This window comes from Diaphorobacter sp. LR2014-1, from assembly GCF_002916785.1.
Classification (GTDB): Bacteria; Pseudomonadota; Gammaproteobacteria; order Burkholderiales; family Burkholderiaceae_C; genus Diaphorobacter; species Diaphorobacter nitroreducens.
In genome coordinates, this window is sequence record NZ_MTBE01000003.1 from 1 (window position 1) to 16,934 (window position 16,934).

Annotated in this window: 17 protein-coding genes; all 17 read right to left on the minus strand. The window is 61.7% G+C overall.

The genetic code is table 11. The features are described 5' to 3' along the window. Nucleotides 1-267: 267 nt before the first annotated feature. Nucleotides 268-792, minus strand: coding sequence for a phosphoribosyltransferase (locus BV908_RS03345; protein WP_047350857.1), 525 nt, complete (start codon nt 790-792; stop codon nt 268-270). A 71-nt stretch (nt 793-863) separates the two neighbouring features. Further along, complete coding sequence (locus BV908_RS03350) at nt 864-2,240, minus strand: adenylosuccinate synthase (RefSeq protein ID WP_047350858.1); 1,377 nt, start codon at nt 2,238-2,240, stop codon at nt 864-866. Nucleotides 2,241-2,269: 29 nt separating this feature from the next. Beyond that, nucleotides 2,270-3,418 carry an ATP phosphoribosyltransferase regulatory subunit gene (locus BV908_RS03355; RefSeq protein ID WP_011804612.1) on the minus strand — a complete coding sequence of 383 codons (1,149 nt, stop codon included), beginning with the start codon at nt 3,416-3,418 and terminating at the stop codon, nt 2,270-2,272. Nucleotides 3,419-3,493: 75 nt separating this feature from the next. Next, complete coding sequence (locus tag BV908_RS03360) at nt 3,494-3,673, minus strand: DUF2065 domain-containing protein (protein ID WP_103737220.1); 180 nt, start codon at nt 3,671-3,673, stop codon at nt 3,494-3,496. 29 nt (nt 3,674-3,702) lie between these two features. Next, nucleotides 3,703-4,608: a protease modulator HflC gene (gene hflC / locus BV908_RS03365; RefSeq protein ID WP_103737221.1), complete on the minus strand. Its 906-nt coding sequence runs from the start codon at nt 4,606-4,608 to the stop codon at nt 3,703-3,705. Between the two features lie 9 nt (nt 4,609-4,617). Then, complete coding sequence (hflK, locus tag BV908_RS03370) at nt 4,618-5,973, minus strand: FtsH protease activity modulator HflK (protein ID WP_103737222.1); 1,356 nt, start codon at nt 5,971-5,973, stop codon at nt 4,618-4,620. Nucleotides 5,974-6,024: 51 nt separating this feature from the next. Further along, nucleotides 6,025-7,203: a GTPase HflX gene (gene hflX, locus BV908_RS03375; protein ID WP_088887359.1), complete on the minus strand. Its 1,179-nt coding sequence runs from the start codon at nt 7,201-7,203 to the stop codon at nt 6,025-6,027. A 63-nt stretch (nt 7,204-7,266) separates the two neighbouring features. Beyond that, nucleotides 7,267-7,518 carry an RNA chaperone Hfq gene (gene hfq / locus BV908_RS03380; protein ID WP_011804607.1) on the minus strand — a complete coding sequence of 84 codons (252 nt, stop codon included), beginning with the start codon at nt 7,516-7,518 and terminating at the stop codon, nt 7,267-7,269. A 77-nt stretch (nt 7,519-7,595) separates the two neighbouring features. Further along, complete coding sequence (gene der, locus BV908_RS03385; RefSeq protein ID WP_015912794.1) at nt 7,596-8,939, minus strand: ribosome biogenesis GTPase Der; 1,344 nt, start codon at nt 8,937-8,939, stop codon at nt 7,596-7,598. A gap of 19 nt (nt 8,940-8,958) precedes the next feature. After that, nucleotides 8,959-10,110 carry an outer membrane protein assembly factor BamB gene (bamB, locus tag BV908_RS03390; protein WP_103737223.1) on the minus strand — a complete coding sequence of 384 codons (1,152 nt, stop codon included), beginning with the start codon at nt 10,108-10,110 and terminating at the stop codon, nt 8,959-8,961. Continuing rightward, the gene (locus BV908_RS03395) at nt 10,107-10,784 is read right to left on the minus strand and encodes a tetratricopeptide repeat protein (RefSeq protein ID WP_103737224.1); all 678 of its coding nucleotides are present in this window, start codon (nt 10,782-10,784) and stop codon (nt 10,107-10,109) included. The genes bamB and BV908_RS03395 overlap by 4 nt, the downstream gene beginning before the upstream one ends. 13 nt (nt 10,785-10,797) lie before the next feature. Further along, nucleotides 10,798-12,087, minus strand: coding sequence for a histidine--tRNA ligase (hisS, locus tag BV908_RS03400; protein ID WP_103737225.1), 1,290 nt, complete (start codon nt 12,085-12,087; stop codon nt 10,798-10,800). Between the two features lie 97 nt (nt 12,088-12,184). Continuing rightward, nucleotides 12,185-13,462: a flavodoxin-dependent (E)-4-hydroxy-3-methylbut-2-enyl-diphosphate synthase gene (ispG, locus tag BV908_RS03405; RefSeq protein ID WP_088887363.1), complete on the minus strand. Its 1,278-nt coding sequence runs from the start codon at nt 13,460-13,462 to the stop codon at nt 12,185-12,187. Beyond that, the gene (locus BV908_RS03410) at nt 13,463-14,431 is read right to left on the minus strand and encodes a helix-turn-helix domain-containing protein (protein ID WP_041835931.1); all 969 of its coding nucleotides are present in this window, start codon (nt 14,429-14,431) and stop codon (nt 13,463-13,465) included. After that, a complete protein-coding gene (pilW, locus tag BV908_RS03415; RefSeq protein ID WP_103737226.1) occupies nt 14,424-15,251 on the minus strand; it encodes a type IV pilus biogenesis/stability protein PilW in 828 nt (275 codons plus the stop codon). Before pilW ends, BV908_RS03410 begins: the two co-directional genes overlap by 8 nt. 31 nt (nt 15,252-15,282) lie before the next feature. Next, entirely contained in the window at nt 15,283-16,407 is a 1,125-nt protein-coding gene (rlmN, locus tag BV908_RS03420) for a 23S rRNA (adenine(2503)-C(2))-methyltransferase RlmN (protein WP_103737227.1), read from the minus strand. An 84-nt stretch (nt 16,408-16,491) separates the two neighbouring features. Next, nucleotides 16,492-16,917 carry a nucleoside-diphosphate kinase gene (gene ndk / locus BV908_RS03425; RefSeq protein ID WP_011804598.1) on the minus strand — a complete coding sequence of 142 codons (426 nt, stop codon included), beginning with the start codon at nt 16,915-16,917 and terminating at the stop codon, nt 16,492-16,494. Between the last annotated feature and the right edge of the window lie 17 nt (nt 16,918-16,934).

The window sequence follows — 16,934 nt, forward strand, 5'->3', positions numbered from 1 at the left end:
CCTTGAATTCTAACACGTTTTAAAAAGACCTGTCAAACTTTGTGGTCTTTCGACCTTTTCGCTAACTTCAACAACCCGCCGCTTTCGCAACAAGCCGCCCCAATCAGCGAAGCCTTGAATTATACACCGGTTTTAAACCCTAGATCAACTCAAAGCAGAGAATTTTTCAACTCCCCTTCGCTACACCCACATCACTTCCGAAGAACACCTCTGTAGTGCAGCAAGCCTCGCAGTATATCAACAAATTCCCTACTTTTGTCCAACAACTCACCATTGCCACTTTTCAAGCAGTTTTTCGGGCGTCAGACTGTCATAGCCCTCAAAGGGCTGATGTATCCAGGGGTTGGTGGGAAGGAACTCCACCGAATAGTCAGGCGCAAAAGTCGACAGCCCTTTCGTCCAAATCACCGCGCTACGCAGCTCCGTGATGGGTGCGTAGTTGGTCTTGAGCATTTCCACCACGGCATTCAAGGTGTGGCCCGAGTCCGCCAGATCATCCACAAGTAGCACGCGGCCAGCGATCTCCCCCCTGGGAGTCGTGATGAAGCGAGCGATGTCCAAGTGCCCCTTGACTGTCCCAGCTTCTGCTCTATAAGAACTAGTGGACATGATGGCCAAGGGCTTGTCAAAAATACGGCTCAGAATGTCCCCTGGTCGCAAGCCGCCACGAGCAAGACAAAGGATCGTGTCGAACTGCCATGCGGATTGATGCACCTTTAGCGCAAGCTTCTCTATGAGATTGTGATACTCGTCGTAGCTCACGTACAAATGCTTGCCGTCTTCCGTCAGCATACTAACTCCTGAATTAATAGCAACAATCGCCTTAACAGCGGGCGACACACTCCAACTGCCCCACTATGCCCTCAGTCCGCCGCGTAGGGATGGCGCATCAAGATCGTGTGATCACGGTCTGGACTGGTCGAGATCATTGCGATAGGCACCCCCGTCACTTGCTCAATACGCTCCAGATAGCGGCGCGCATTGGACGGCAGGTCCTCATAGCGAGTCACTCCCACGGTGGATTCCGTCCAACCGGCAATATTCTCGTAAATAGGTACGCAACGTGCGATTTCTTCGGCACCCATTGGCAGAAGGTCGATCCTTTCACCGTCCAACTCGTATCCCACGCACAGCGACAGTTCCCTCAACCCGTCCAGAACATCCAGCTTGGTGATGCAGAGCCCTGAAAGACCATTGACCTGCGCGCTACGCTTGAGGAGTGCGGCATCAAACCAACCGCAGCGACGGCTGCGCCCAGTCGTCACCCCTTTTTCGGCGCCCACTGTACTCATGTGATAACCCGGTGTTCCAGGCGTTTCCCATTCAAGCTCGGTCGGGAAAGGCCCTCCCCCCACACGCGTGCAATATGCCTTGGTGATCCCCAAGATGTAGTGCAGATGCCCCGGGCCAACGCCCGACCCCGCTGCCGCATTACCCGCCACACAGTTACTGGACGTGACATAGGGATAGGTACCATGATCCACATCGAGCAATGTGCCCTGCGCCCCCTCAAACAGCAGATTTGCGCCCACGGCATGCGCTTCGTTCAGTTCACGCGAGACATCTGCCATCATGGGCTTGAGCATCTCTGCATGCCGCATGGCCTCCTCAAAGACCGGCTCAAACTGCACTTGCCCGCCCGTGATGTAGGGCTTGAGTGCATCGCCAAACTGAAAATTGGCCGAGCCCAGGAAGGTGCTGAGGACATGGTTGTGCAACGCCAGCAATTCGCGCAGCTTGGCGGCAAAGCGTTCTGGATACTTGAGGTCTTGTACGCGCAGGGCACGGCGAGCGATCTTGTCCTCGTAGGCCGGTCCGATACCACGGCCCGTGGTACCAATCTTCTCGGCGCCACCGTGTTCACGCGCCGCTTCACGCGCCACATCCAGCGCCGCATGGAACGGCAGGATCAATGGACAAGCTTCACTGACGCGCAGACGCGAGCGCACTTCGACGCCCGCTTTTTCGAGCCCCTCGATCTCCTCAAACAATTTGCCTGCCGAGAGAACGACGCCGTTGCCGATGTAGCACTTGACACCCGGGCGCATGATCCCGCTGGGAATCAAGTGCAGCGCCGTCTTGACGCCGTTGATGACCAACGTGTGACCAGCGTTGTGCCCGCCCTGAAAACGCACCACCCCCTGGGCGCTCTCAGTCAGCCAATCAACCAGTTTGCCTTTGCCTTCATCGCCCCATTGGGTGCCGACCACGACAACGTTACGACCCTTGCTTGCTTTCATGTCAAACCCGATTCAAATGCTGAAGAAACTCAAATCGCCTTTACGACCCAGTTGCCATCCACCAGGACAAGCTCCCGATCGCAGTGGAATTCGTCCACTTCGCTGCCGTGCCCCGGCAGCACACACACCACGGTTTCGCCCTGACGACGCAACGTAGCAATGGCAGCACTGAGCGCACCACCATCGCCCCAGGGCGCCCGGATGGCCGCACGCAATGACGGAGCCGACACCACGCCCACCAGCTGCTTCACGTCCAGGCTAAAGCCTGCGGCTGGCCTGTTACGGCCGAAGACCGCGCCGACCTCGTCATAGCGGCCGCCTCGCACCAGCGCATCACTGGCGCCCTGCGCATAAATCGCAAAACGCGCGCCGCTGTAATAGGCATAACCCCGCAGATCTGCCAGATCAAATGTGACCCGCACACCGTCCATTCGTGCCGCAATCGCCCTCAAATCTGATAGCGCCTCGCGCGCACCAGGAAAGGGCTTCAACAAGTTTTCGGCCTCATTCAGCACTGCTGCATCGCCATACAGCTGCAACAGTGCCAACAACCCTTCCCGCGATGCAGACGGGAAATCGCGTGTCAACGACGCCAGTTCGCTGGCATCTTTGGCAGCAAGCGCACCGTGGACTTGGGCGAGCTGATGCATACCGACAGGAAGCCCTGCAAGCAGACTGCGCACGATGCGGACGTCGGCCAGATCTACGCTCACCTCCTGTACGTGGGCACTACGCAAGCACTCCAACGACAGCAACACTGCTTCGATATCCGCCTCGATACCTGGATGACCGTAGATCTCGGCTCCAAACTGCAAGGGCTCCCGGGTGGCATGCGGACGATCGGGACGCGTGTGCAGTACTGGGCCGCAATAGCATAGACGCGCCACCCCCTGCCGGTTGAGCAGGTGCGCATCAATGCGTGCGACCTGTTGGGTCGTATCGGCCCTCAAGCCGAGAGATCGACCCGAGAGTTGGTCCACCAATTTGAACGTTTGGAGGTCCAGCGCCTCGCCAGTGCCCGTCAACAGTGATTCCAGATGCTCCAGCAAAGGAGGCATCACCAACTCATAACCGTAACTGCGTGCCGTATCGAGCAGTCCGCGGCGAAGTTCTTCAATGTGCCGCGCCTCGGAAGGCAAGACATCGGCAATATGATCCGGCAGGACCCAGGCAGACATGGGATGGGGCAGGCTGTTAAAACGTTGATTCTACCGGCATGGATAAGCCCCACCCCGGGACCGAAAGCGGCCAGGCTACGCGAGCAGCAGAATGGCGCCGCCAGCGATCAGCCCCAACAGCGCGCAAAAGCGAATCTGGCCGTCACGCAATTGCAAAAGCTGCGTGAACATGCGGCGCCAACCACCAGGTGACAAGAAGGGCAGCAGCCCTTCGATGACCAGCACCCAACCCAACGCGATCCAGAACCCGTTCATGGAGGCCGACCACCGCCATCAGTCGCTCATCAGCGGCGGCCGCCTGCAGATGCATTGCCCGTCCCGCCCCTGAATACCTTGAAAAATTCAGAGTTCGCCGGATCCAGCACCATGACATCGCCCTTGCGGTTGAAGCTCGCCTTGTAAGCTTCGAGACTCCGGTAGAACTGTGCAAATTGAGGATCACGGCCGAATGCCTCCGCATACAGACGCGCAGCTTCCGCATCACCCTCGCCCTTGATCTTCTGGGCGTCGCGGTAGGCATTGGCAATGGTGATCTCGCGCTGCCGGTCTGCGTCTGCGCGAATCTTTTCCCCCTCCGCCGCGCCCGTGGAGCGCAGTTCATTCGCAACGCGCTTGCGTTCCGCTTCCATGCGTCGATAGACGGACTCCGTGATCGCTTCTACGTAGTCGACCCGCGTGATGCGCACGTCCACGACATCGACACCCCAAGGCTTGGAGCCGCGGACAGCTTCCAGCACTTCCCGTTTCACGTCGGACATCAGCGCATCGCGCTTGAGCGACAGCAGCTCCTTGACGGTGCGACGGTTGACCTCTTCCTGAAATGCATTGCGGACCACCCGATTGAGCTGCAGTGCACCTGCATTCTCGTCCAGTCCCACATTGCGGATGTACTCGGATGGGTCGGTAATGCGCCAGCGCACATACCAATCGATCACCACGCGCTGCTTCTCGGCTGTCAGCATCGACTCGGTGTCTGAACTGTCCAGCGTGAGCAGACGCTTGTCGATGTAGCGAACGTTTTGGAAAGGTGGGGGTAGCTTGAAATTCAAGCCTGGTTCCGTGATGACTTCCTTGATCTGCCCCAACGCGTACACCACGCCAAACTGGCGTTGGTCGACGACGAACACCATCGAGCTGAGCAATGCCAGCAACAACAGAACTGTCGATGCGATAAATCCGATTCTGTTCACACGGCTCTCCTATCGGGACTCACGTTCGCGCGAACGGTTGGCATCACGCAACCGAGAATCGCCGGGAAATTGAGAGGTCGCGGCAGGAGGGACTGTCGCTGGCGGCGTATCGGTCGCGGCAACCGCCGATGTCTGCTGTGAAACGCTCTGCATGATCTTGTCCAACGGCAGGTACAGCAAGTTGGATCCTTGCCGCGACTCCACCAGTACCTTGGTCACATTGCCGTAAATCTGCTGCATGCTCTCCAAATACATGCGGTCTCGCGTCACCTGCGGCGCCTTTTGGTATTCAGCAAGGACGGCGCTGAAGCGCTGTGTGTCACCCTGCGCCTGCGCCACGATGCGCGCCTTGTAGGCTGCCGCCTCCTCAATCAAGCGGGACGCCGTACCCGTGGCACGCGGAACCACATCATTGGCATAAGCCTGGGCTTCATTCTTAGCGCGCTCCCGCTCCTGGCCCGCCTTGAGCACGTCATCAAAAGCCGCCTGTACTTGCTCAGGAGGGCGCACCCCCCCCTGCTGCAGGTTGATGCCAACGACTTCCACGCCGACCTTGTATCGGTCCAGAATGGTCTGCATCAGATTGCGCACACGCGGAGCAATCTGGTCCCGCTCTTCCGCCAAGGCGGTATCCATGCGCATTTTGCCCACGACTTCGCGCACCGCCGTCTCTGCCGCCTGAACCACGGCTTCGGCAGGATTGCGGCTCTCGAACAGCCACGCACGCGCGTCATTCAAACGATATTGCACTGCGAACTTGATTTCGACGATGTTCTCGTCTTCGGTCAACATGGCGGACTCACGCAGCCCCGTGCTCTTGATGACGCTATCCCGCCCCACATCAGCGGACCGGATCTGGGTCACGAATACCAGTTCATGGCGCTGAATGGGGTAAGGCAGGCGCCAATTGAAGCCGGCGTTGACCGTGCTCTTGTACTTGCCGAACTGGGTGATCACCGCTTGCTGGCCTTCTTGCACGATGAAAAAGCCAGTGCCCAGCCAGATCAGCACCGCTATGGCGGCGATCAATCCCACGCCAACCCCCGCGTTCTTCATGTCTGGCTGGAAACCACCATTGCCGCCACCAGAAGCTGGACCACGCGACCCGCCGCCGCCAAACAACCCACCCAGCTTGCGGTTCAGATCACGCCACAATTCATCCAGGTCCGGTGGCTGTCCCGAAGGATTCTGGTCACGTCCACGTGGACGCTGTGAGTTATCCGGAGAAGGGCGCTCCGAATCAGGGCGCTGTCCACCCTCGCCCTTATCGTCCCCACGGCCCCAACGAGGATCGTTGAGATTGAACATCCCCCGAATACGCTCAGGCAGCACGGCCCAGCGAGAGGCCCGGTTAAGAAGGTTCATGCGCGAATTCTCGTACTCTCAATAGCAATAGAACACCAGCATTGTGCCCAATCAGTCCCACTCGCCCTTCAATTCAGCCGCCGTCACAGGGGGCATGCCTGACGAAAGTGACTTCTGAACCATGTCTGCCAATAGCTGCCGCAAGTCAGCCACCCCTTCGCCAAGGCCGGCACTGACAAAAATCCGCGGTACAGGCCGCCCATCCAGTTCATAGGTATCTTGCCGCACGTTAGGACGCACTTCGGGCGTGAGGGCATCCAATTTGTTGAATACCAAGAGTTGTGGAATATCGGCGGCGCCAATCTCACCAAGAACCAGTTGCACCTGTGCAATCTGCTCGGGAAAGGCGGGGTTGGCGGCATCGACCACATGCAGGAGCAGATCCGCGTCCACTGCCTCCTGCAACGTGGCCTGAAACGCATCCACCAGCCCGTGCGGCAGATCACGAATGAAGCCCACGGTATCGGACAGGGACACCGAACCCGCGGCTTCGCCCAAATAAAGATGACGCGTGGTGGTGTCCAGCGTGGCGAACAACTGGTCTGCTGCGTAGGCTCGCGCCTTCACCAGTGCATTGAACAGCGTGGATTTGCCCGCGTTCGTATAGCCCACCAGCGAGATATTGAATGTATCGCGCCGCTGCCGCTGCCGCCGCTGGGTCGCCCGTTGGCGCTTGACCTTGACCAGGCGCTCCCGCGTGCGCTTAATGGCTTCGCTGATCATGCGACGGTCGAGCTCAATTTGTGTTTCGCCCGGTCCGCCCCGTGTGCCAATCCCCCCGCGTTGACGCTCCAAGTGCGACCAGCGCCGCACAAGTCGAGTGCTCAAGTACTGCAAACGCGCCAACTCCACCTGCAGCTTGCCCTCGTGGCTGCGGGCGCGCTGGGCAAAGATCTCCAGAATGAGCAGCGTGCGATCATTGACGGGCAACTCCAGGCTTCGCTCCAGATTCCGCTGCTGCGCCGGACTCAGCGCCTGGTCGAACAGCACCTCCTTCGCGCCATGCATCTGCGCCAGAGTGCGGATCTCATCCGCTTTGCCGCTACCCACGAACAGCGCCGCATCAGGCGTCTTTCGCTTGCACGTCAGCCGCGCGACAGGATTCAAGCCTGCAGTCTGGGCCAATAAGCCAAGCTCTTCGAGTTCGGCATCGAAATGGGGCAAACCAAAATCCACGCCTACCAATAGAACAGGCGTGGATTTCGTGTCAGGAGAAGAATGGGAACTCAAGGCTGCGTGCCCTGGGATGCGCAATGCTTGCGCCGTGGCGCAGCCTTGAACTGCCGCAGGGGCTTACTGGTTGTCCCCGTCGGCGGCGGGTTCCGCAGTCGAGAAGTTGACGGCACGACCAGGCACGATCGTGGAAATAGCGTGCTTGTACACCATCTGCGTCACGGTATTGCGCAGCAGCACGACGTATTGATCGAAGGATTCGATTTGACCCTGCAGTTTGATGCCGTTCACCAAATAAATCGAAACCGGCACATGCTCCCGACGCAAGGCGTTCAGGAAGGGGTCTTGAAGAAGCTGACCTTTATTGCTCACGATATTCTCCGTGTTCAAAAATGTTGTTGTAAACCAGCACCTTACCACAGCCAGACGGCCATACGCCGTCCAGGGGCTCAGGAGTTCTGCTTGTCTGTATAAGGATTGCTGGAGGTTTTCATTTCGATACGCAGCGGCGTACCGACGAGGTCAAATTCTTTGCGAAAACGCGCCTCAAGAAAGCGCTTGTAGGCGTCCGTGACATGCTCCAGCGAATTCCCATGGATCACGATCACCGGCGGATTCATGCCGCCCTGGTGCGCATAGCGCATCTTGGGCCGGAACATACCCGAGCGCTTAGGGCTTTGGAACTGCACCGCCTCCTGCAGCAGGCGCGTCAACACCGGCGTAGGCATCTTGCGGTTGGCAGACTTGTACGCCTGGATGATGGATGACCACAGCGGCCCAATGCCCTGCCGTTTCTTCGCGGAGATGAAGTGCAACGGCGCGAACTTCAGAAACGACAGACGCGTTTCGATGGAACGCTCCAGCTGCTGCCGACCATAGTCGTCCACCGCATCCCATTTGTTCACTGCGATCACCACGGCGCGACCACTCTCCAGGATGTAGCCGGCAATATGTGCGTCCTGGTCCGTCACTCCTTGCGTGGCGTCCAACAGCAGCAGCACGACATTGGCTGACTCGATGGCCTGCAGGGTCTTCACGACCGAGAATTTCTCGATCGCTTCAAACACCTTGCCTTTGCGTCGCAGGCCCGCTGTGTCGATCAATTCGAACTTCTGGCCGTTGCGCTCGAAAGGCACCGATATGGCATCGCGCGTGGTGCCGGGCATGTCGAAAGCCACCAAACGCTCTTCACCCAGCCAGGTATTGATCAGTGTGGACTTGCCCACGTTGGGGCGCCCTGCCACTGCAAGACGGATGACATTCTTCTCGGCCGCCGCATCCTCCTCCTCAATCTCGGGCAACGCGAGCGGCTTCAGCGCGAGATCCACCAGGCTGCGCACACCCTGGCCGTGCGCCGCCGATACGGGGTGCACCTCCCCCAGACCCAACTCATAGAACTCGGCCAGATGCATGCTGTCCTGCATGCCTTCGGCCTTGTTGCCGGCCAACACGCAGGGTTTGCCCAGGCGGCGAAGGTAGTTGGCAATGTCGTGGTCCTGGGCGGACAGTCCGCCGCGTACGTCCACGACAAAAACCACGACATCGGCCTCCGCCACGGCCTGCTGGGTCTGCCTGGCCATCTCGCGGTAGATGCCGCTGGAGGCATCGGGCTCGAACCCCCCGGTGTCGATGACGATGTACTCGTGCTTGCCCTGTCTCCCATTGCCATAGTGGCGATCACGCGTGAGGCCGGCAAAGTCGGCCACGATCGCATCGCGCGACTTGGTCAAACGGTTGAACAAGGTGGACTTGCCCACATTGGGCCGCCCCACCAAAGCGATGACAGGCTTCATCCTGTGTCCTATATCCCTATCAGTCCGGACGGAAGCCGTAGACGCCACCCTTGCGCGTCACCACCACCAAGGTGTCGCCCGCCACCGCCGGGGCTGCCGCAATGGCCGAGCCATCGGTCGTCAGGCGGTTGAGCGGTGCGGCGTCCTCACGGGACAGCAGGTGCACCAGCCCTGTATCGTCACCCACTACCACTGAACGCCCCAGCACCAAGGGCGCTGTGAGCTTGCGGAACTGCAGCCTGTCCGATGTCCAGGCGCGGGACCCATCGGTGCGCCGCCATGCGATCACCGTTCCGTTGCTTTCCGTGCCGAACAGCATGGTGTCATCCCCGTGGATGCCCACGCCGCCGCTGGCGGGCTGCGTCCACGAGACCGCCCCCCGGGATGCATCGATACAGCCCACCGAGGCCTGGAAAGCCCGCGCGCACAGGCTATCGCCCACACGGCTCGTACGGCCAACGATCTCCACCAGCCGCTCGACGTCATTGGTGCCGCGCGGGCTGGCCAAGGGCGCCTCCCAGCGCACCACGCCGTTGTCGGGATTGAAGCCGACCAGACGGCCGGACAGCCCCGCAACCAGGGTGTCACCCACGGCCATCAGCACACCGCCCTGGCGCAGGACCAGGGGCTCACCCGGCCGCTGCTGGCTCCAGAGCCGGTAGCCAGTCGCCGCGTCGAAGGCGGAAATGGAGCGATCCGCCGCCAGCACGAAGATGCGCTTGCCCGCGACCAACGGCGCCGTATAAGCCTGGGCGGGCAACGGCTTGCGCCAGATCTCCCGACCGCCGTCCAGTGCGATAACTTGATTGCCCTTCGACACCACCGCCGTCCAGCGCCCATCACTTCCCACGCCCGAGGCAAGCGGCTGGTTGAGGCGCGTGCGCCATACGTCGCCCCCCGTGCGAGCATCGATGGCCGCCACATCGCCATTGGCAGAGGCCACCGTCACCACGCTGCCCTCCACGTGCATGTCGAGCTCAAGGCCTTCTTGCGTCCCAATCTGGGACACCCACGCCTGACGCACTCCCAGCACAGGGACGTTGGGACCGAGCTCCGCCGCCTTCGGCTTCGGCGTGCCGCCCCACAACGAGCAACCTCCCATCACCAGCAGGCTCACCAGCAAAGAGGCGCCGGTCAGCGCCCTCATGGCATGACTACGTGCCTGGCTCATTGCACGCCCCCCGACGTAGCGGAGGCTACCGTCTCCACCTGTGCGCCCAAAGCGTTGAGCTTGGCTTCCACCAGGCGGCGGTATTCCACACGCTCGTCAAAAGCCTGGTAGGCACGGCGGTACTCGGCGATGGCTTCCTGCTTCTTGCCCTGCAACGCGAACACATCACCCTTGCGATCCGCGACCGTAGCAGCAAACTCTGTGGGGAATTTCCCCGACAGCTGCGCCAAGGCCTCGTCGTAGGCCTTTTGCTCGATCAGGACGCTGGCCAGGCGCAACCGGGCCAAGGCCTGGTAACCCTCATCAGACGCTTTCTCGGCCACCCAAGCCAACGTACTTTTGGCGGCATCCCACTTGCCAGCGTCGGCCAGCGCTTTGGCAGCCAGAAGGCCTGCCTGCCCCGCCTGCGCGGTGCCGCCGTAACTCGACTTCAAGTCGCCCACGGCTTGCTCCACGCGCGCAAGGTCACCCGCCTGCACGGCCATTTCCACGGCCTCGGCCAGTGCCGTCGCCTGCTGGGCCTGGCGGCCCTGCCACAGCCGGTAGCCGTTCCAGGCAGCAAGCCCCCCCATGATGACAATCAACACCCAGGTGATGGGCGTGCCCCACGTGTTCCAGAAGTGCTTGATCTGCTCAAGCTGTTCTTGTTCTTGAAGGTCGAAGTTGTTGGCCATGTTGTGGTTCCGTTCAGCGCGAGGATTGTAGGGTGGCCGCCCATTCGGCCAGCGCCGCCAGCGGGCGCTCCGCCTGCTCGCCGCCATCCCGCAGCGGCTTGACGGTCACGGCCCCGCGGGCCAGTTCGTCGGCGCCGAAGACCAGTGCATAGCGTGCGCCGCTGGCGTCCGCCTTCTTGAACTGGGATTTCATGCTGCCCATGCCCTCGCCTGCGGCGGTGGAGCTGTGCATCTGCACCGACACCCCCTGCGCACGCAGCCGCTGCAAGGTAGCCATGACCACCGGCAGGGCTGACGCGTCGGGCACTACGGCATAGGCATCGGCAGCTGGTCGGGCCACTTGCGCCTCCTGCTCCTTGAGCAACTCCAGCACGCGCTCCACCCCCAGCGCCCAGCCCACGGCCGGAGCGGGCTTGCCGCCGATCTGCTCGATCAGGTAGTCGTAACGGCCCCCACCGCAGATCGTGCCCTGCGAGCCCAGTTGGTCCGTCACGAACTCGAATACCGTGAGGTTGTAATAGTCCATCCCGCGGACCAGGCGGGGATTGAGGCTCCAGGCCACGCCGTTGGCATCCAGGATCGCCTTGACGGTCTCGAAATGCTGCAGCGACGCCTCGCCTAGAAAGTCGATGAGCCGCGGGGCGCCTTCCACCAGCGCCTGCATCGCGGGGTTCTTGGTGTCGAGAATGCGCAGCGGATTGCTGTGCAGGCGGCGGCGCGCATCCTCGTCGAGCACATCCATGTGCTGCTCCAGGTATGCGATCAGCGCCGCGCGGTGGGCGCGGCGCTCGTCGGGCTGCCCCAGGCTGTTCAATTCCAGCCGCACGTTCTCCAGCCCCAGTTCCGCCCACAGCGCATGCGCCAGCAGAATGATCTCGGCATCGGCTTCCGCGCCGGGAAAGCCCAGCGCCTCGGCACCGATCTGGTGGAACTGGCGGTAGCGGCCGCGCTGTGGCCGTTCATGCCGGAACATCGGCCCCATGTAGTACAGGCGCTTGCCGCCGTCGTAGAGCATGGAATGCTCTACCACCGCACGCACCACCCCCGCCGTTGCCTCGGGGCGCAGCGTCAGCTGTTCACCGTTGAGCCGGTCCTCGAAGGAGTACATCTCCTTCTCGACGATGTCGGTGACTTCGCCCAGGCCGCGCACGAACAGCGGCGTAGGCTCCACGATGGGCGTGCGGATGTTGCGATAAGCGTAGCGCGCCATGAGGGTGCGCACCTTGTCCTCCAGCCATTCCCAGCGCGCCGAATCGGGCGGAAGAATGTCGTTCATGCCCTTGATGGCAACCAGCTTCTGCATCTTGTTCTATTGTTTGTGATTTTGAATCAAATCAGCCTCTAGCGCTTATCCATCAAGCGCTATAAGCTATAATATTTATAGCAAACTTGCGCACACTTCACTGTGCGCCTGCGCCGTTGCCGAAACGCCGGGCAATGTAGCCTTCAACGATATCCTGGAACTCTCGCGCGATGCCCTCGCCCCGCAGGGTCATGGCCTTTTCGCCGTCGATGAACACCGGGGCGGCGGGCGCCTCGCCCGTGCCGGGAAGGCTGATGCCGATGTCGGCATGTTTGCTCTCGCCCGGGCCGTTGACGATGCAGCCCATCACGGCCACCTTGAGTTTTTCCACGCCGGGATAGCGCAGCCGCCATACGGGCATCTGCGCACGCAGGTAATCGTCGATCTGCTTGGCCAGCTCCTGGAATGTGGTGCTGGTGGTGCGGCCGCACCCCGGGCAAGCGGTCACGCTGGGCACGAACGCGCGCAGCCCCAGCGATTGCAGGATCTCGGAGGCCACCACCACCTCCTGGGTGCGCGCCTCGCCGGGCTGCGGAGTCAGCGACACACGGATAGTGTCGCCAATGCCTTCCTGCAGCAGGATCGAAAGCGCGGTGGTCGACGCCACGATACCCTTGGTACCCATGCCCGCCTCGGTCAGACCCAGGTGCAGCGCATAGTCGCAGCGGCGCGCGAGTTCGCGGTACACCGAGATCAGGTCTTGCACTCCGCTGACCTTGCACGAAAGGATGATCTGGTCGCCGCTCAGGCCCATTTCCTCCGCGCGTTTCGCCGATTCGATGGCGGAGGTGATCAGCGCCTCGTACATGACCTGGCGCGCATCCCACGGCTGGGTGCGGCGGCTGTTCGCATCCATCAGCTCGGCCAGCAACTCCTGGTCCAGGCTGCCCCAGTTCACGCCGATGCGCACGGCCTTGTCCCAGCGCACCGCTGCCTCGATCATCTGGCCGAACTGCTTGTCCTTCTTGTCGCCCTTGCCCACGTTGCCCGGGTTGATGCGGTACTTGGACAATGCCTGTGCGCAGTCGGGAAATTCCGTCAGCAGCCGGTGGCCGTTGTAGTGAAAGTCGCCCACCAGCGGCACCGTCTCGCCCATGCGGTCCAGCTGCTCACGGATGTAGGGCACGGCCGCTGCGGCCTCCGGCGTGTTCACCGTGATGCGAACGAACTCGGAGCCCGCTTGCGCCAGTTCCTTGATCTGGATGGCCGTGCCGATCGCATCCACCGTGTCGGTGTTGGTCATGGACTGCACCCGCACCGGTGCGCCGCCACCCACCGTGACCACCCGGCTGCCCCAGACGATGCGTGCCTGCCGCGAGCGGCGTGCCTGGGGCTGTGCCATAGCGATCGGTGCGGCTGTGCCGGAGATATTCATTTACTTCACCTCGAAACGCGCAACGTTCTCGCGCGCAATCGCATTCAGATCCATGGGCTGGCCGCGCACAACCACCTCCGTGGCATCCGCCTTGCCAATGACGACCGACCAGGGAGGGCTGCCCGCCGCGGAAACACTCTCGCCCGCAGCCAGGATCTTCTGCAGCACGACGCCGCCCGCGGCGTTGCGCACCTGGATCCAGGATTCTCCCCGGGCGCGAATGACCAGCACGCCCGAAGCCTCGGTGCCCTTGGCGTCAACTCCGGCCTCGTTGGTCACGCCGTGGGATGGGGCCGGCTCCACCGCCGCAGCGGGGGCCGATGCGGCGAGGGCCGCTGAGGCCACCGCAGCAGAAGATGGCTCTGCCCGCACAGTGGCCTGTCCCCCTGATGCAACGGACTCTGAGGGCACCGCAGCAGTCACCGGGTCCAGTTGCGTGGCTTCGAGCGCGCGCTGTGGCGGTGTTACCGCCTCCGGACTGCTGGCGACCGGCAAACTGTCGTTGCCCTTCGGGAGAAAGGCGATGGCCACCGCGGCGGCCAACAGCGCGGCAACCGTCACGCCCATCATGCGCGATTTGGGTCGCTCCAGCGTTCCCCCCTTGATGAACCGGTGACCAGGGTCTTTGAAAGACGCGTTGAGTCCCTTGTCCACCACAAGCTGCACGGGGCCGCTCTGGGGCAGCAATGCGAGCACCGGCGCAGCATCGGCCTTCAAGGTCCGGCAGACGCCCGACGCCAACGCCCGCATGAAGACGGCGTCGGGAAATGCGTCGTATTGGTCCGCTTCCAGCGCATGCAGTTTGTTCGCGGGCACCTTCAGCGTTCCGGCCAGCACATCAACATGGACCCCTGCGGATTCGCGCAGTTGCCTCAGCAACTGCCCCGCGGTAACGCCGCCCGCCGGTTCAGTTCCGTGATCCTGCATCCGGTGATCAATCCCCCCAGCGGCGCCCATGGGCTCACTCATCGAAGGCCCCTCGTTCGAATGCCAGGGTTTCTTTTGCGTTGGGGAAGCGCTTGCGCAATTGATCACCCAACTGGCGCATGGCCACGAACTCCTTGAGCACGCGTTCGATCTTCACGCCCAACCACAAAGACTCGGCATTGGCATACTCGCCATTGTTCACGCGACGGACATAAAACTGCGCCCGCTTGGCCTCGCCCCGCGCAAACAGCACGGCCGCCAAGTGGTACCCCACCGCCGGGTTGCCCGCATCAATCTCATAGGCCTGCTTCAGCGCTTGTTCGGCCTCTGCAAGACGCCCCGCCCGCTGGTAGCACAGGCCCTGGGACATCAGCGTCTTGCTGCGTGCCTTGTAACTCGGCACGGCAAGCGCCCGCTCGAACATCTGATTGGCGACGTCGTACTGCTGGCGCTGGCACTGCAGCCAGCCATAGTTGTGCATGATGTCTGGATCGGAAGGCTTCATGCTTTGGGCGCGCTTGAGGCTGTCTTCCGCGAGCGCCAGGTCGCCCATGTTCATGTATATCAAGCCGCGGAGGTGGTAGGCGTCGGCATACGAGGGATCGGTCGTGATCGCCTGCCGCACCTCCTCCATGGCCACGGTGGTCTGCCCCATTTGCAGGTAGTTCGCAGCCAGCTCCAGCCGGATACGTGCACGGCGGCGCACGTCGGCTTCACCGCCACCGGATGCGGATTCCGCCACGGCACCATTGGCATCGGAGGCCCCTTGGTGGGCACAACCGGCAAGGCCCGAGACGACAACGGCAATGCCGATCGCCACCATCGCCTGCCACCCGCCATGATTGATCCGCCACTTCGCCATGAAAGCCTCCCGTAATTGTTGCGCCACGCCGTCAGATGACCGGCTTGATCTCGATGGTCCTGAGCTTGGCCATGCGTTCATTGACCCGTGTTCGGTCCTTCACATCGCCAGCCAGTTGTCCGCATGCCGCATCAATATCGTCACCGCGCGTCTTGCGAACGGTCGTGACGATACCCGCGTCACTCAACAATTGTGCGAAAGCCGTCACAGCCGCCGGGGGAGATCGGCGCAGACCGGAAGCCGGGAACGGGTTGAAGGGGATGAGATTGAACTTGCACGACACCCCGCCGTCGGCCGCCTTGCGGCCCACCAGGTCAATCAACTGTCGCGCATGCTCTGGCTGATCGTTCACGCCTTCCAGCATGCAGTATTCAAAAGTGATGAAATCTCGCGGCGCGTGGTCCAAGTAACGCCGACACGCCGCCAGGAGTTCATGCAGCGGGTACTTGCGGTTCAGGGGAACGAGGTTGTCGCGCAACACGTCATTGGGAGCATGCAGCGAAACAGCGAGCGCCACAGGACAATCCTGCGCCAGGCGGTCCATCATGGGCACGACGCCTGAGGTAGACACGGTTACGCGACGCCGCGACAAGCCGTAACCATGGTCATCGAGCATGACTCGCAGCGCAGGCACCAGTCCAGCATAGTTCTGCAGCGGCTCGCCCATTCCCATCATCACCACGTTGGAAATCACGCGTTCGCCGTCACCGCGGCGCTGCCTTAGTGCGTGCTCGGCGTACCAGAGCTGGGCCAGGATTTCGCCAGTAGTGAGATTGCGGCTGAACCCCTGGTGACCGGTGGAGCAAAAACGGCAGCCTACGGCGCATCCAGCCTGCGAGGAGATGCACAAGGTGCCGCGATCGTCCTCAGGGATAAAGACTGTCTCCACGGCGTTGCCGTCGCCCACGTCGAACAGCCACTTCACCGTGCCGTCGGCAGAGACATGTTCGCTGATGGCTTGCAGCCCTGCCACATGGGCGCAGCCCCTGAGCTTCTCGCGCAACGATTTCGCCAGGTCGCTCATCTGGTCAAAATCGCTGGCACCGCGCTGGTGGATCCAGCGAAACAGTTGCGTGGCCCGAAAACGTTTTTCTCCCAGCCGCTCGCAAAAAGCAGCCAGGCCGTCCAGGTCAAAATCCAGAAGGTTCGTGGTCATAACGTTCACGGATGTCCACGCCCACATAGCGCATCCGCGCGGGGGCGGCCAAACCAGGACCGCCCGGCACGCGGAGCCACTGCATTAGCGCGAGTAGATGTTCAGGCCGGGGAAGAAGAAGGCCACTTCCACCTGGGCGGTTTCGGCAGCGTCGGAGCCGTGCACTGCATTGGCGTCGATGCTGTCCGCGAAGTCGGCGCGGATCGTGCCGGGCGCCGCCTTCTTGGGGTCGGTCGCGCCCATGAGTTCGCGGTTCTTCAGGACGGCGTTCTCACCCTCCAGGGCCTGCACCATCACGGGGCCGGAAATCATGAAGTCCACCAGATCCTTGAAGAAGGGGCGCTCCTTGTGCACTGCGTAGAACTGCTCGGCTTCGGCGCGCGACAGGTGGATCATGCGCGCAGCGGCAATCTTCAGGCCCGCGGCTTCAAAGCGCGCATAGATCTGGCCGATCACGTTCTTGGCAACTGCGTCCGGCTTGATGATGGAAAGGGTGCGTTCGATAGCCATGTTGATTTTCCTAGTGA

Excerpts from the sequence above, each read along its gene's own strand:
- BV908_RS03345 (WP_047350857.1), bottom strand. The coding sequence starts at position 792 with ATGCTGACGGAAGACGGCAAGCATTTGTACGTGAGCTACGACGAGTAT.
- BV908_RS03350 (WP_047350858.1), bottom strand. The coding sequence starts at position 2,240 with ATGAAAGCAAGCAAGGGTCGTAACGTTGTCGTGGTCGGCACCCAATGG.
- BV908_RS03355 (WP_011804612.1), bottom strand. The coding sequence starts at position 3,418 with ATGTCTGCCTGGGTCCTGCCGGATCATATTGCCGATGTCTTGCCTTCC.
- BV908_RS03360 (WP_103737220.1), bottom strand. The coding sequence starts at position 3,673 with ATGAACGGGTTCTGGATCGCGTTGGGTTGGGTGCTGGTCATCGAAGGG.
- hflK (WP_103737222.1), bottom strand. The coding sequence starts at position 5,973 with ATGAACCTTCTTAACCGGGCCTCTCGCTGGGCCGTGCTGCCTGAGCGT.
- der (WP_015912794.1), bottom strand. The coding sequence starts at position 8,939 with ATGAAGCCTGTCATCGCTTTGGTGGGGCGGCCCAATGTGGGCAAGTCC.
- bamB (WP_103737223.1), bottom strand. The coding sequence starts at position 10,110 with ATGAGCCAGGCACGTAGTCATGCCATGAGGGCGCTGACCGGCGCCTCT.
- BV908_RS03395 (WP_103737224.1), bottom strand. The coding sequence starts at position 10,784 with ATGGCCAACAACTTCGACCTTCAAGAACAAGAACAGCTTGAGCAGATC.
- hisS (WP_103737225.1), bottom strand. The coding sequence starts at position 12,087 with ATGCAGAAGCTGGTTGCCATCAAGGGCATGAACGACATTCTTCCGCCC.
- ispG (WP_088887363.1), bottom strand. The coding sequence starts at position 13,462 with ATGAATATCTCCGGCACAGCCGCACCGATCGCTATGGCACAGCCCCAG.
- BV908_RS03410 (WP_041835931.1), bottom strand. The coding sequence starts at position 14,431 with ATGAGTGAGCCCATGGGCGCCGCTGGGGGGATTGATCACCGGATGCAG.
- pilW (WP_103737226.1), bottom strand. The coding sequence starts at position 15,251 with ATGGCGAAGTGGCGGATCAATCATGGCGGGTGGCAGGCGATGGTGGCG.
- rlmN (WP_103737227.1), bottom strand. The coding sequence starts at position 16,407 with ATGACCACGAACCTTCTGGATTTTGACCTGGACGGCCTGGCTGCTTTT.
- ndk (WP_011804598.1), bottom strand. The coding sequence starts at position 16,917 with ATGGCTATCGAACGCACCCTTTCCATCATCAAGCCGGACGCAGTTGCC.